Source organism: bacterium (assembly GCA_035419245.1).
GTDB lineage: Bacteria > Zhuqueibacterota > Zhuqueibacteria > Residuimicrobiales > Residuimicrobiaceae > JAKPUX01.
Genome location: DAOLSP010000012.1, coordinates 40,684 through 55,571, shown reverse-complemented (window position 1 = coordinate 55,571; position 14,888 = coordinate 40,684). Strand labels below are relative to the sequence as shown.

At 58.7% G+C, this 14,888-nt stretch carries 8 protein-coding genes; 2 read left to right on the top strand and 6 right to left on the bottom strand.

What is annotated here, in order from left to right; all coding sequences use genetic code 11:
* Positions 1 to 27: 27 nt before the first annotated feature.
* A complete protein-coding gene (locus PLH32_13315; GenBank protein HQJ65587.1) occupies positions 28 to 3,231 on the bottom strand; it encodes a C45 family autoproteolytic acyltransferase/hydrolase in 3,204 nt (1,067 codons plus the stop codon).
* Between the two features lie 174 nt (positions 3,232 to 3,405).
* Here PLH32_13315 and PLH32_13310 point away from each other — a divergent pair, with 174 nt between their 5' ends.
* Positions 3,406 to 4,809 carry a sugar MFS transporter gene (locus PLH32_13310; GenBank protein ID HQJ65586.1) on the top strand — a complete coding sequence of 468 codons (1,404 nt, stop codon included), beginning with the start codon at positions 3,406 to 3,408 and terminating at the stop codon, positions 4,807 to 4,809.
* Here PLH32_13310 and PLH32_13305 read toward each other — a convergent pair.
* The 5 genes from PLH32_13305 to PLH32_13285 form a co-directional block, all read right to left on the bottom strand.
* A complete protein-coding gene (locus tag PLH32_13305) occupies positions 4,806 to 5,576 on the bottom strand; it encodes a glycosyltransferase (GenBank protein ID HQJ65585.1) in 771 nt (256 codons plus the stop codon). The genes PLH32_13310 and PLH32_13305 overlap by 4 nt on opposite strands.
* Before the next feature lie 12 nt (positions 5,577 to 5,588).
* On the bottom strand, positions 5,589 to 7,019 hold the full coding sequence (locus tag PLH32_13300; protein ID HQJ65584.1) for a DUF1080 domain-containing protein: 1,431 nt from the start codon (positions 7,017 to 7,019) through the stop codon (positions 5,589 to 5,591).
* Positions 7,020 to 7,055: 36 nt separating this feature from the next.
* Entirely contained in the window at positions 7,056 to 8,306 is a 1,251-nt protein-coding gene (locus tag PLH32_13295) for a Gfo/Idh/MocA family oxidoreductase (protein ID HQJ65583.1), read from the bottom strand.
* A 26-nt stretch (positions 8,307 to 8,332) separates the two neighbouring features.
* Complete coding sequence (locus PLH32_13290; protein HQJ65582.1) at positions 8,333 to 9,544, bottom strand: MFS transporter; 1,212 nt, start codon at positions 9,542 to 9,544, stop codon at positions 8,333 to 8,335.
* An 80-nt stretch (positions 9,545 to 9,624) separates the two neighbouring features.
* Entirely contained in the window at positions 9,625 to 12,456 is a 2,832-nt protein-coding gene (locus tag PLH32_13285; protein ID HQJ65581.1) for a cation-translocating P-type ATPase, read from the bottom strand.
* A 341-nt stretch (positions 12,457 to 12,797) separates the two neighbouring features.
* Between PLH32_13285 and PLH32_13280 the strand changes: the two genes are divergently transcribed.
* On the top strand, positions 12,798 to 14,750 hold the full coding sequence (locus tag PLH32_13280; GenBank protein HQJ65580.1) for a GDSL-type esterase/lipase family protein: 1,953 nt from the start codon (positions 12,798 to 12,800) through the stop codon (positions 14,748 to 14,750).
* The last annotated feature ends 138 nt before the right edge of the window (positions 14,751 to 14,888 follow it).

Here is a 14,888-nt window from a genome sequence, read left to right as displayed (position 1 = left end):
CTTCTGTAAATTGACTGGAAGTATAAATTATTCAAGCTTTGCCGTTATCCCGAGTTCATGATACCCTTTTTCAACGATCTGATCCTCCCGGAAGAGCGCCCACTGCGGAAAGCGCGGCAGTGCCTTCGCCATCTGGTAGAGCTGCAGGGCACTGTTGGCCGCCAGAAGGGTTACCATGCGCTGTGGATTGTAGGGATTGGACAGCACCACAGCCAAGCCTTCATTCGTGGCCGTGTAGGTCTTGCCTTGCCATTGGAAAAGGCCATTACCTAGCTCCAGCCCGCATCTCTCACCGATCCGTTTAGTACACTCATTGTCGTCAGGCCCGCCCAGCAAAATGACATCATGATCCCTGAAATCTTCCACAGAGAATTCGCAATCCTTGCGCACCGGCAGGGTGGTCTCGGTGATGCGGTCGGCAGCCGCTTTGGCGAAGCGCAGGGCGAGGGTATGGTTGGCCTCGATCTGGCGCGTCGTGCCATAGACGACCAGACTATGGTCCCAGTCGTCGTAGAAATTACTGAAGGTGTAGAAACGGTCGTTTTCCATGGGAAAATCATTGCCGGCGTTGAGGATCACCTCCACAGGCTTCCCGGAAAGCGGCCAATCCCACTCCTGCTGTGCCTCGCGCAACTCGATCTTTTTCCAGAAGGTCTTCCCGGACGTGCGGATACGCACCGTACCGATCAGCAGAAACGGACGGCCTTTTTGCTCCACCCGCAGGGTCAGATGCCAGAGGCTGTCGGTTCCTGTAACCCGGCAGGAGGGCATCAGATCGGGGAGGTCTTCACGCTGGATCCACTGCTCGATCACCTCCACCGCGGCCGGACCGCCCGCTTCCCGGGCCATTTCGATGAACCGGGCGTTGGTGATCTCCTTTTTGGCGTGAGCGTCATGCAGACGGTTCATAAGTGCTGAGAATTTCAGGTTGCCCAACTGTAGACGCAGCTGATGCAGCAAGAACGTCCCGCGGCTGCGCGGAATGTAGTAATATTTGGTTTGATGATAGTTTTCCCGGGCCTGAACCGGCGCCAGGGTCCCTTCGCGCGATTGGGTATAGAGGAGGCGGCAGTTGAGCTCCGCGAGATCGTTGCACAACTGGGTACGCGCCTTGCCGCCATCCTTCGGCAGGGCGTTGAGCATCTGCCAGTAGGCCGCAGTGCCGCTGACAAGCCAGTTCTCGGCCGGCGAAGCGGGATAGACTGTATTGGCCCAGAGCAGATCGGTAGGGAACTGGTAGAAGGAGTCGACTTCAGCCGTTTCCAGGACCGATGGGGCCGGCGCGGGGGCAAGCGGGCGCTGCAGATCCGCGATCATGCGCGTCAGGGTCAAGGGTGCGAAGGTGGTATATCCCAGGCTGAGGCGCGGGATGGCCATCGGTAGATCGGGGATGCGCCCGTTCTCGTTGATGAACTGCTCGCGGTAGGTCACTTTGCCATAATGGGCCATGAACATCATCTTTTCGGCCATCGCCGAGGTGGTGATCTTGCCATCGCAGGCATGGGGCCGGTTGGTGGGGGAGGAGCCGATCAACTCCATGCCGACACGGGCATTGATCCGGCCGCGGTTGGCCTCGTAGAAGCGGAAAAACGCCATATCGCGGTCCCAGGGGCGAAAGCCGAGATCGAAGGGGGCGTTGTCGGGATTGGCGATGTACTCTTTGCGGATGTCGAGAGATTTGGGATTGTTGTCGCTCCAGTACCAGTCCTTCTGTCCATCGTAGAACTCATTCCTGCTGCTGCGCCAGAGTTTGGCGGTGTTGGTGCCAAGGCAGTAGACGGCGATCTCGTCGTTCTTGCAATCGCCAATGAGCCAGTCATTGGTATACATGCCGTTGTTGTGCGTGGTAAGCAGCTTGACCACATCGTCAATCGAACGCGCATATTGCGCGGCCAGGCGGATACGATTGGACTGCGGAGTGCCCTCCGGATTCCATGGCGTTTGGCTGACAGTGGTCTCGCCGATCATGATGCCGCTCTCGTTGATATAAAAGTCGGCGCCGGAATGGATCCCGCCCGGGAAAGTCTCGTAAACCAGCCGCTGCCCTTTTTCCGGCACCAGATCGACGATGAGATCCCATTCCGGCCCCATATAGCCGTTCCACATGAAGAGCTGCCCGAAGACGATGCGGTGGTCCTCGGTCGCCGAACCGTTGGCCAGGAATGAGGAGCACTTGTGAAGCCGTTCCGGAAGATCGAGTTGGTCTTCCGGGCCCTTGAAACGCTGTCCGCTGAGCGCGTGCGGGGTCGTGCGCACGGCATCGTAGGCGTACGAGAGGTCAACATAGGAGTTGATGGTGACGATGTCGAGCAGTTCGATGGGGCGGTCGAACAGCGTCACACCCTCCTTTTTTGCGCCGTCGGCGATGCCCTGCATCTCTTCGAGGAATTCCGTCTTATATTTGCGCAGGAAGAGCAGATCAACCTGGCTGCGCAGATCGCGCCAGGCCATAGCGGGGTTGTCCTTGTTGCGGCTGATGGCCAGCTTGTTGATGAAGGTCTTGATCTCCTGGGCGACGAGCGTGCCGTATTGAAAACCGCGCGGGTAGGCCGCTCCTTCGATATGCAGGAACGTCCATCCCTGCTCTTCGAAGCGGAAGGCTTTGCCATGCCGACGGATGCGTTCGGCGGGGACGAACTCGGTGATATCATCGACCGGCGTAACTTCGATATCGTCGAACCAGGCTGTGCCGCTTGCGCCTCCGCGGTAGCCGAGGTGTAGCTCGATGCGGTCGCTAGCCTGGGAGGCAAAGAAGATGGCCTCACTGCGCTGCCAGCCCTGGTCGCCGCCCACAGGACGGGAGTACGACGTGATCGGCATGGAGGAGATGCGCAGGCAAGCCGGTACCGGCGTCGGATAGTGTTGCGCGGAGTCGGTCAAGGCCCGTTCGGTCCGGATCCAGCCGCTCAGGCGGTAGAGTTTGCCCACCTCGAGACTCAGGGGATCGGAATAGATGGCCGACTGGCGCGGGGTTGCATGGCGGATGCAGAGGCTGCCCGCTCCGCTGTGGCCATTTGCGGACTCGAGGCTGCAAGCCGTCCGTGAGAGCGAATCGGGATGCCATCCGGGGATGCCCTGCGGCAGCGCTTGCTCAAAGCCGGCGTTCTGGGGTGCCAGGTTCTGGACAGCGGCGATTACAGACGGATCGGGCAGGGCGGGTATGATGGACACGGCTGCGGCCAACAAAAGCCACGATGCGGGATGCGTCAGGCGGGCTGGAATCGAAATCATGGAACCTCCGGAAAGTGATGCAGCTTCGGGACAGAGTTGTGAAATGTACGGGTTTCAACGCGGGATTTCAAGATTTTTCTCTCCATGTGGAGATTCATCTTGAAAATCCATGGGATTATCGTTACTTTTAGGGACATTTTGTGAATAGCTAAAAGCAGACAAAAGGAGAGCAGTATGACCGGCAGCACCACCATGGCGCCACTCCCAGGGACGGGAAGCGAACAAAAATACAGCGGTCCTTTCTCGATGATGACCATCCTCTTCTTCATGTGGGGGTTCATGACTGTTTGGAATGACATTCTCATTCCGCGATTCAAGGAGGCCTTCACCCTCAATTATTTCCAGGCCATGCTGGTTCAGTTCGCTTTTTTCGGTGCCTATACCATTGGTGCCCTGATTTACTATACCATTTCGATCACTTCGGGTGATCCGATCAATCGCCTCGGCTATAAAAACGGTGTCGTAATCGGCCTGGTCGTCTCCGCTTTGGGCAGTGCTCTCTTTTATCCCGCCGCGTTGATGCTCTCCTACACCTTTTTCCTGGTCGCCCTTTTCATCGTTGGGCTGGGATTTGCCATGTTGCAGATTGCCGCCAATCCCTATGTGACCATTCTCGGCCCGGAACGCACGGCCTCCAGCCGCCTCAATCTTTCTCAGGGATTCAATTCCCTGGGCACCACCATTGGACCGGTCATCGGCGGCTATCTCATCTTCAAGGTCTTCAATCACCCCGGCATCCATGGCGCCGACGCCGTCAAGACCCCCTATCTCTGCTTTGCGGCGGTTTTCCTTGTGCTGGCGGTTATCTTTAAATTCATCCACCTGCCCAATTTTTCCAACGCCGAGCAGGTTACCCGCGGCGCCGGCGCCCTCCAACACCCGCATACTGTCCTCGGTATGATCGCCATCTTGATGTACGTCGGAGGTGAAGTCGCAGTCGGCAGCGCCATTATCAACTTCCTCGGCACGCCCAGGCTAGGGAGTCTGCCGCATGAGGCCGCCAGCCGCTACCTCTCTTTCTATTGGGGCGGGCTGATGATCGGGCGTTTCATGGGCGCCTTTGCCCTCAGCGACATGGAGAAGCGCAAGAAAAATCTCCTCGTTGCCGGCATCCCCGTCCTTGCCTTTTTCGTGATCCTGGGCCTTTCCGGATGGCATGAAGCCCTGCACTATGGATTGTTTCTTCTCATCCTCATCGGCGCCTTCTATCTGGGCGAGAACAGCGCCCACCGCATGCTGGCCCTTTTCAGCGGGGTGATCATCGTCCTGCTGCTAACCGGCATGACCACCAGCGGTACCACGGCTCAATGGACCATACTCGCTGTTGGCCTCTTCTGCTCGGTGATGTGGTCGAACATTTTTTCGCTGGCCATTGAGGGACTCGGCGCCTTCAAGAGCCAGGCCTCATCCCTGCTGGTGATGATGATTTTGGGGGGAGCGTTGCTGCCGCCGCTGCAGGGCTGGGTCGCGGATCGGGCCGGGATCCAGTTCTCCTTCATCGTGCCGATGGTAGCCTTTTCCTATATCGCCTTTTACGGTTTGTACGGCTGGCGTGCGGGGCGCAACCTCAAGGCTTAGTGCGGCCGGGCTGCAAATTCCCGGTGCAGCCGGATTTTGAGGCGGATGGCATCGCGGAGCAGGCTGAAAGGTTGACGGTGCAGCCGCAGGCGGCTGTCGGGATCAGCGCGCCAGCTCACCGGGAATTCGCGGATAACCAGCCCGACCTGCTGTGCGCGCAGGATGATCTCGGCATCGAAGAGGAATCCATCTGTGCTGCACGCTGCGTAGAGCCAGCGGCCGGTCTCGCCGGCATAGAGTTTGAGCCCCGCCTGCGTGTCGGTCAGGGTACGTGGCAGACCGAGCAGGCGGGCGAGCAGATGACGGAAAAGAAAAGCGCAAACGCGGCGGGGGAGGCTTTGCGGACGGAGAATACGGCTGCCAGGCAGGCGCCGCGAGGCGTGGGCGATACGGCAGGCGCCCGATTCAATGAGGTGGATGCCGCGCTGGATCTCCTCCCAGGCTATGCATCCACCGCTGTCCATGAAGAGTATCAGCCGGCCGCGGGATGCGATCATCCCCTGGCGCACCGCATGCCCCTTGCCACGGTGCGGGGAAAGAGGCAGCACACGCAACTCGCACCCCGCCAGGGGGGCACAGGCCTCGGCGGCCTCAGCCGTACCGTCGTTGCTGCCGTCATCGGCCACCAGGATTTCAGCCCGGCGGCCGTGACGTTGGCAAAACTCTGCGGCCGCGCGGATGTCGCTGCCGATCTTTCGACGTTCGTTCCAGACCGGGATGATGATCGAAAGATCGACGCTGTTGGCGCCATCCGCGTGACCGGACATTAAACCTTCCTGCTATAATTCCTTGACAAAAATATTCCTAAAATGGATCGGCGCGCGGCTGTCGTGGTTCTGCAAACCGATATAGCCTTCCGATGCAAAGGATTTGATCTTGCCGCGCGGCTCGGCCTTCCAGTCATTCACCAGTATGCCGTTAAGCTCGACCGTGATCCGACTGCCAACAAAGCTGATCTTGTAGTGGTTCCACTGGCCGGGCTCCTTGAAGGGCAACGCCTTGGGCGCTTCCGCGTCATAGACCGCACCCGTCTGGTGAATCCCGGTTCCGGCATCGTCGATCTGGATTTCAAAGGAATGGTATATGTAGTCGTCGCTGACCGGCATCTCGGGGACACGTAAAAAGACGCCCGAATTGGTAAAGACCTCGTCGCATTTGTAATCCAGCTCGAGAATAAAATCGCGGTACTTTTTCGCACTGTACCAAAGCAGGCCCATACCACCCTGTCCGGTCAGCTCGCCGCGCTTCTCATCCAGCAGGAAATAGCCGGGCCCATAATGGTTCCAGCCGTGCTTGGAATAGTTGCCCTCCCAGCGAGGCAGCAGCTGCTGATAGTCCTGGAAGTAGGTGATGCTCTTGATATACTCCAACCCCTTGGCGATATTGGGGGAGGGGTTGGCGGATTCGTCCTCGCGCTCATGCTCAATGGAGAGGTAGCCGTCATAATCCTGCAGGGTGAACTCAGCCAGGATGTCGTGGATATTGGCTTTGCCGCTGCCGAAGGGGACGTCCTTGGCTTTTTGGGGATCGTTGAAAAGATCGAGATCCTTGAGGTGGGCATGGACGATGCGTCCGCGCAAGAGCTGCATCGCTTTGATCGGCTCCCAGCCGGAGCGCATCCAGTGCGCGGTGTCCATGCCCGAACCGATGCGCTGGTCGAGTCCCTTGACCTTGGCGAGGACCGTGGTCGGCAGGGCGAAGCGGCTCGGCAGCGGATGGTTGTGGATCGCAACCTTGATATTGTATTCCTGCACCATCCTTTCAAGAGGCTTCCAGTCCTGGAAGTCCGGCTCGGTATTGATCACCTGGATGCCCATCTTGCGGGCAAAATCGAAAACCTGGCGCATGGACTGTTCGGTACTGTCAAAGTGGACCACGCCGTAGGCCACCAGGGTCAAGCTGTTCTTCTCAAGTTCCTTTTTGGCCCAGGCCATCTGCTCATCGGTCATGGTATGTGCAAAGATCGCTTTCTCGGGCAGATCCTTGCTCAAGCGCTGCCCCGGGTAAGCCTCAACGTACCGGATGCCCAGTTCGCGGGTTTTTTCGAGCGCCTCAGCGAAGGTGAACTTGCGGAAGGTGTAGGTCTGCATCGAGATTTTAAATTTTTTGATGCGGACCTCTTTGTAAACGCCGCATTCCTCCTGTGCGAAGAGGGGGAGGGTGACCGATAACAGCAGGGGAAGGAATAGCATCCAGAAAGGTCGTGTCATGATGTTTTTCTCCATTCGTCGATCAAAAGTCCGCTTTTACTTTTTGCCCGGGTTCCATTGGCCGCGGGCGACAGGGGGGATGTATTCACTGATGCCCGGCGGCGGGAAGGGGATGACTTTTTCCTGCTCGGCGCTCATGTAGGCCGTCATCAGCAGCTTGGTCACCTCGAGGCCGTCCTCAAAGGTCTCCTCCGGGCGCTTTCCTGCCAGGAAAGCCTCGACCATGTGGCGGTCCTCGATATCATAGCCGTACTCATTCCCTTCGTTTGCGACCACCGGCATCAGCCCCATCTCGGCGTTCTGTTTCTCGACCAAATCCTCGCCCGATCGGCCCGCTACCTCACGGCTGAAAAAGACTTTGAGGCCGGTATCGAGGGTGTTGACCTGCATGGAGTATTCGGGACCGAGGAGTTCCATTGAGAGGCGCAGGCCGGCGCCGACGAAACACCACGACGTGGTGGTTTCCACGACGACCTGGTGCCCATCCTGATCATGGTATTCGATCAGGGAACGGGCGAAATCCTCGGAAGGCCGGTTGGTATAATCAAGCTTGCCCTGGCTATACTCGGCCAGGTGGCGAGCATAGGGCGGCCGCTGCCATTTGAGACAGTTGGTATAGGCGGTCACTTTTTTGGGGATGAGGACGTTGCGCGGGGCCCCCGGCGGCGTGAGCAGATAGCGGGCGGTCTCGACCGAGTGGCACATCATGTCATTGAGTACGCCGCCGCCTTGCAACTCGCCCTCCCAGAACCAGGGCATGTGTGGTCCGGCATGTTCCTCCGAGGCGCGGGCGAGATACGGACGGCCGGTGGCCGATGCGCCGCGCTTCCAGACGATCTCGCGGCCGCGAATGACCGTGGGCGAAAAGATCTGATTCTCAAGATAACCGTCCAGCAGGCCTGCTTTTTTCGCCAAGTCGACCATCGCCTGAGCCTCGCGCACGTTTCGGCCCAGCGGTTTTTCGCAGGCAACCCCGATCAGCTTGCCGCGGCCGCTGAGGACCGCATGGGCAATCTCCTCCATGATCTCGACCCGGGTGAAGTTGGGGGCGCAGATCCAGATGGCATCGATGCCGGGATCGGCCACCATTTCTGTGATATTCTTGTAGATTTTGCCCTCCCCCAGGTCGAGGGTCCGGATCAGGGCCGCCGCCTGTTCGGCTTCAGCGGTCGTCTTGGCGACGATGCCGTTGATATCGGCGTTGCGCACGCCCACCCAGGAGCGGATGTGAAACTGCGCCACAAATCCGCCACCGATAAAACCAACCCCCAGTGCTTTTTTTACCATGATAGACTCCGGAATTTGTAATTCTTTCAAGCCTCGATCGCTTGCGTTTTCTGCTTGCGGCTGTCCACCTTAAAAAAGGCCAGGAAGGCGATAGCGCAAAGGATGGTCAGGGCGCAGGGCACCAGGAAAACATGGGTCCAGTTGGTCAAGCCTTCGGGGCTCGTGAAGAGGGATTTGATCCAGCCGGCAAAAAGGCTGCCCACATAGTTGCCGAGGCCGTAGGTTACCAGCGTGATGAAGCTCTGAGCCGAATTGCGGATATCACTCGGGGCGATGGTGTCAAAGTAGATAAAAGCAGCGGCGAAGAAAAAAACGAAACAAAAACCATGCAGAGCGAGGGAGGCGATCACCAGCCAGGAGGGCGAACCGATCGCGAAGATGATATAACGCAACGGCCAGGCGAGAATGCCGATGGTCAACACCGTTCGGATGCCGTATTTGGGCAGCGCCCAGGGCAGCATGAAAGCCAGCACCAGAATCTCGGCGGCCTGGGCGATGACCATCACCATGGGCGTATTTTGCTTGGCGACGCCGATGACCGGTGATTCCAGGAAGGGGGCGGTCAAAACATAGTAGAACATCAACTCGGTCGCGACAACGAACGCGATGATGGTGAAGATCAGGACATTGCGGTCCTTGAGCATCTTGAGCGCTTCGAGAAAAGCCCAGGGTTTGGCTGCGTTCTTCTGCGGCGGCGTATGCGGCAGGGTGAAAGACTGAACACCCATGATCAGCGAAAAGATGCCGGCCAGCAGCAAGGTATCTGCACCGGGTGCGCTCCCCAGGTAGCGCCAGCCAGAAAGCAGCAGTCCGGCGAAGATCCAGCCGATGGTCCCCCAGACCCGCACCTGGCCGAATTCCTTCTCGGAGTTTTTCATGTTGATAAAGGCAATGGAGTTGGTCAGGGCCATGGTAGGCGCGTACAGCAGAGAGTAGAGGAAGAACAGCCACATCATGACAGAGTAGTCGGTCAACCGTGAAATGTAGATCAACAACGCACCACCGATCAACTGTAAGATGGCGATGAGCTTTTCGCTCGAAAAATAGCGATCCGCAAACTGCCCGCCGATGAAAGGCGCAATGATGGTCGCCAGCGGCAGCAGACTGTAGATGACGCCGATCTGTATTCCGTTGAAATGAAGGGTTTTCTCCAGATAAGCGGAGAGCACCGGCGACCACGCTCCCCAAATGGCGTACTGCAAAAACATCATGATCCCCAGACGCATCTTGACGCTCATGCATACCTCCCTCTTTAAATGAAATGCACTGCCATAAAGCGATCGATTGGTGCTATCAGGTCAGACCCCGGCCCTCAAACTTAACCGACTGCCGGTTTGATATTAAACCGGGTTTTGGGCCACAGTAGCTTGGAGAGCTCCCGAATCCACAAGACGCTGCTCGAAACCAAGATACAGATCGCCCAATCCTTGAGGCTGAGCGGAACTGTGCCGAAAGCCTTCTGCAAAAAGGGCACATAGAGGACTACAGCCTGTAGCAGGGCCGAAAGAAAAACGGCCCACCAGATCCAGACGTTGCTGAAGAGATCCTTGAAGGCGCTGTCGTAGCCGGACCGGCCGTTGAAGACATTGAAAAGCTGAAAGATGACCAGAACTGTGAAGGCCATGGTTTGGGCATACGTAACATCCCCCGTGCCCTCGATCCAGCCGCCCGGCAGGCAATAATCCATCACCAGCAGAGTGCCGACACCCATGACCACCCCCACTAGCAGGATACCGATCCACATGTCGCGTGTGATGACATGGGTAAGTGGATCGCGTGGAGGCCGCTTCATCAGCCGGCGATCGGCCGGATCGACGCCAAGAGCCAGGGCAGGCGCAGCATCGGTGAGGAGATTGATCCAGAGGATTTGCACTGCCAGCAGGGGGGCGACGACCGACGATCCGGCTTCCGCGTGCAGGCCGATGACGCCGGCGAGAATCACGCCGAAAAACATGACGAAGACCTCACCTATATTGGAAGAGAGCAAATAACGTAAAAATTTCTGGATGTTGGCGAAAATCGCCCGTCCCTCCTCGACCGCAGCGACTATGCTGGCAAAATTGTCATCGGTCAGGATCATGTCGGCGGCCCTCTTGGAGACATCGGTGCCGGTGATCCCCATCGCCAGGCCGATGTCCGCACTCTTGAGAGCCGGGGCGTCGTTTACACCATCTCCGGTCATCGCCACGATCTCGCCGTTGTTCTTGAGGGCGCGGACGATGCGCAGTTTATTATCCGGAGCGACGCGGGCATAGACCGTGACTTGCTGGACCACCTGTTCCAGTTCCGAATCGGTCATCTTTTGCAGCTCGGCACCCGTGACGACACGGCCGCCGGTTTCAAGGATTCCCAGTTCTCCGGCGACAGCGGCAGCCGTGGCCGGATGGTCCCCGGTGATCATGATCGAGCGCACGCCGGCGGCGCGGGCTACCTTGACCGCCTCGGCGGCCTCGGGCCGGGGCGGATCGATCATGCCGATGACGCCGAGAAAGACGAACTGACTCTCCACTTCATCATCGCTCATCTCGCCGGTGACTTCGTCCAGACGCACGGTGCGGAAAGCAACGCCAAGGGTGCGCATGGCCTCACTCGCCAGCTTGTTGACGGCGGCAAGGATCGCAGCGCGCCGCTCCGGCGTCAACGGCTGCGCTTCATTGCCGACCCGCAGGTGCGAGCAGCGCGCCAACAGTACATCCGGCGCCCCCTTGCTTACCACCATATAGCGGTCCTCTTTATCCATATCGCGGTGTGCCGTGCTCATCAGCTTGCGCTCGCTGCTGAACGGGACCTCGCGCACTCGAGGAAAACGCTCGGAAAGCTCGGCCTCATTCCACCCCGCTTTGCGGGCGGCCACCAACAGGGCGCCTTCGGTGGGATCGCCCTGGATGCTCCAGCTGTCCGGACCGATCTTGACCAACCGGGCATTGTTGGCCAGATGGGCCGCGCGCAGGGCATAGCGCACTTCATCCCGGTGCGGTCCCGGTTCCATCGCCTGGCCATCGCACTCGAGGCGGCCTACCGGCGAGTAGCCGACGCCCGTGAGCGATACCTCACCACCGGCCGTCACCACCTTACGCACGGTCATTTCGTTTTTCGTCAAGGTGCCGGTCTTGTCCGAGCAAATGACCGTGGTCGAGCCGAGGGTTTCGACGGCATTGAGCTTGCGGACAATGACATTGCGTTTGGCCATCCGCTCCATGCCGAGCGAAAGGACGATGGTGGTGATGGCGGTGAGGCCCTCCGGCACTGCGGCCACGGCGAGAGAAACTGCCAGCAGCAGCACGTCAACCAGATCGACCCAGGTATGGAGATCCTCGATTGCCAGAATGGTGATGATGATGACCAGGGCAATACCGACAATGACGATGCCGAGCATACGACCAACCCCGGCGAGTTCGCGCTGCAGAGGCGTGCTCTCCTTTTCGGCCTCCTGCAGGGATCCGGCGATCCGGCCGATTTCGGTGTGGCTGCCGGTGCCGATGACCACTGCACGCCCACGGCCGCTGCTGACCGCCGTGCCGCTGAAGAGCATGTTGAACTGATCGCCGATGCCGGTTTCGTTCTCCAGTTGGGCATGGTCCTTGCTGACCGGGGCGCTTTCGCCGGTCAGGGCCGCCTCAGCTACCTTTAGGGCTATTGATTCAAGAACCCGGGCATCGGCGGGGATGGTGTCGCCCTCTTCGATGATGAGGATATCGCCGGGGACCAGTTCCCGCGCAGGGATGATCTGCTGTACGCCGCTGCGAAGGACGCGGGCGGTGGCGGCGGACATAGCGGCGAGCGCGGCGATCGCCTGCTCGGCGCGGGCCTCCTGCAGATAGCCGAGGACCCCATTGAGGAGGACGACAATCAGGATGGTGACAGCCTCGAAGGGAATGACGGTTTCGCGCTCGATCATCCAGGCGATGAAGGAGATTACCGTGGCGACGAGCAGCAACAGCGTCAGAGGGTCACGGAACTGGGCGAGGAACTTTTTCCAGGCCGGTTCGGGGGGCTCTTTTGGAAGTTCATTGGCGCCGAAGCGTTCGCGGCGGCTGTCGGCCTCTCGGCTATCAAGACCCTGCTTGGGATCCACAGCAAGAATGTCAAGGGTATGTGCGCAGGTGAGCTGATAGGGGAGACGTTCGGGAAATAGCAAAGGTTCGGCCATATCTGTTCCAGGGATTTACGAAACGAAGCGGTGCAGCGGGAGAAGAACGACCGGATCCCGTTGTTTAATTTTTATAATATAGCGGTCTTTGGAGCATTTTTCCAAGAAGAATTTTTCAAACAGGAACAGGGGGAGCATTCCAGCCGATCCGAACGGCCCGTGGTCTTGGCGCGATCTGAAGCCTGTCAGGACGGCGAAGACCTCGTGATTTTCAAAAAAACACAAACCCCGAGAAGCCTGGGGTTGCATCCCCGACATTTCTCTTGAAACCTGCCCTGTGAATGGCTATATTGAACCGATTATTCTGCTGTACTCCCCGATGCCATGAACAGGATGGTTTTGTGAAAACAGTTCGTTCCCGCGGATTTCGCCTCGCTGCTTTACTGCTGCCCCTGGCCATTCTGGCACTGCTGGAGGCCGGTCTGCGTTTGGCAGGCCTCTTCCAGCGCGAGCCCCTCTTCGTCGATGCCATCGAGGAGGGGAGGGAGGTGACGCGGCTCTATCCCGACGTCGCCCGACGCTATTTTAATCCTAAAAATGTAGTGGTCCCCAACCTCTATCCTGAGTCCTTCGCCCGCTCCAAGCCGGATGGCGTTTTTCGCATCTTCTGCCTAGGCGGGTCCACCACTGCCGGTTTCCCCTTCGAATATCAAGTTCCCTTCCCGGCCCAGTTGAAAAACCAGCTCTCCAGACAATACCCCGGCCGCCGCTTCGAGGTGATCAATCTGGGGCTCTCGGCTGTCAACAGTTTCACCGTCCTCGATTTTATTCCGGAGGTTCTCGGCAAGCATCCGGATCTCATCCTGCTTTATATGGGGCATAACGAATTTTACGGCGCCTATGGCTCTGCTTCCGCTATCTCTTTTGGCCAGAATGGCATCCTGATCCGGGTTTACCTGCGGCTGCAGCGGCTGCGGCTGGTTCAGATGATGCGCGCAGCCATCATCGCCCTGACGCCGGCGTCCAGAATGGATCCGGAAAACACCACCCTGATGGAGCAGGTGATCGCCGACAAGGAGGTGCCCCTCGAATCCGGCAAGTACCGGAGGACGCTGCGCAATTTCCAGGACAACCTCGGAGCCATCCTCGCGCAATGCCGCCGCGCCCACGTGCCAGTCATCGCCGGCACGCTGGTTTGCAACCTCAAGGACCAACCACCTCTGGGCAGCAGTGGCCGTGATGAGCTGAAGGAAAAGGGGACCGACAGGACCGCCGGACCACTCCGGCACTGCGCCGAGCTGATCCACCAGGGCCGTCTGCAGGAGGCTCTCGCCTTCGTAAACGAAAGAATAGCGAGCGATTCGCTCTCCGCCGACCTTCGTTTTCGCGCCGGCGAGATCCAACTGGCCCTGGGCGACTCTGTGCAGGCACTTGCCAGCTTTTCGGCTGCGCGCGACCGGGATCTGGTCCGTTTCCGAGCCAGTGCGGAGATGAACCAGATCATCGCGAACTCCGCCCGGGAGCAGGGCACACCGCTGGCCGACATAGCAGCGGCCTTTGGCATCGCTTCACCCGGTGGCATTCCAGGGGATGAACTATTTTGTGATCACCTCCATCCCAATCCCGAAGGGTATCAGCTCATGGCGCGCACCTTTGCGGACGCAATCGACCGCGCCAGGATAATTCCCGCTGTCCCGGCCGACGCCAGCGGCCGGATCGCACCCTTTGCGGTGACGGACCTCGACTGGGAGATCGGCCTCCTGCGTATCTTCAAACTCAAACATCGCTGGCCTTTCGCGAACCGGCCGGTAGATTACTCCCGCTACAAACCCCACGGGACACCTGCTGCAGCGCGGGTGGCCTTCGCCTACCTGTTTGATCATCATAATTGGGTCCGGGCGCATTACGCCATGGCTGATTCGTTTGCGAACAAGGGGGAATTGGAGCGCGCCCGGCAGGAATATTGGGCCATCCTCAGTTATTACCCCGAGCGGCCGGAACCCTGGATCAAAGTCGCTGCATCGTATGAAAAGGAGGGGGACTGGACCAGGGCGGAAAAAGCCTGTCTTGCTGCGCCGCACGAAACGGGGAAGGACGGGGAGATTCATTACCGGCTGGCCCGAGTGCAGTGGCGGCTAGGACAAAAAGCCGCCGCGGTTCAGGCTATTCAGGAAGCCATCGTCTCGCCCGATCTGGGCGCCGGCCAGCGCTTGCAGGCCAAACTCGATCTCGCCGGTTTTTTTATCGATTTGCGGAGGATGGACTTTGCCAGAGAGGTACTGGATGACATCCTTCAGGAAAAGCCGGACCTGCAGGCAGCCCGGGAGTTGAAAAACCGTTTTTTTAATCCCTGAGACGCCAGCAGAGGCCGATCTATTTTCCACTTCTGCCGGGAAACCATCAGGTTTTTCAGACCTGCCTCTACAACCGCCCCTGAAAAAACTGTGTAACCGGTGCGGCATGTTTTCCGTACACAGTATAAAAATCCACTC

Excerpts from the sequence above, each read along its gene's own strand:
- PLH32_13315 (HQJ65587.1), bottom strand. The coding sequence starts at position 3,231 with ATGATTTCGATTCCAGCCCGCCTGACGCATCCCGCATCGTGGCTTTTG.
- PLH32_13310 (HQJ65586.1), top strand. The coding sequence starts at position 3,406 with ATGACCGGCAGCACCACCATGGCGCCACTCCCAGGGACGGGAAGCGAA.
- PLH32_13305 (HQJ65585.1), bottom strand. The coding sequence starts at position 5,576 with ATGTCCGGTCACGCGGATGGCGCCAACAGCGTCGATCTTTCGATCATC.
- PLH32_13300 (HQJ65584.1), bottom strand. The coding sequence starts at position 7,019 with ATGACACGACCTTTCTGGATGCTATTCCTTCCCCTGCTGTTATCGGTC.
- PLH32_13295 (HQJ65583.1), bottom strand. The coding sequence starts at position 8,306 with ATGGTAAAAAAAGCACTGGGGGTTGGTTTTATCGGTGGCGGATTTGTG.
- PLH32_13290 (HQJ65582.1), bottom strand. The coding sequence starts at position 9,544 with ATGAGCGTCAAGATGCGTCTGGGGATCATGATGTTTTTGCAGTACGCC.
- PLH32_13285 (HQJ65581.1), bottom strand. The coding sequence starts at position 12,456 with ATGGCCGAACCTTTGCTATTTCCCGAACGTCTCCCCTATCAGCTCACC.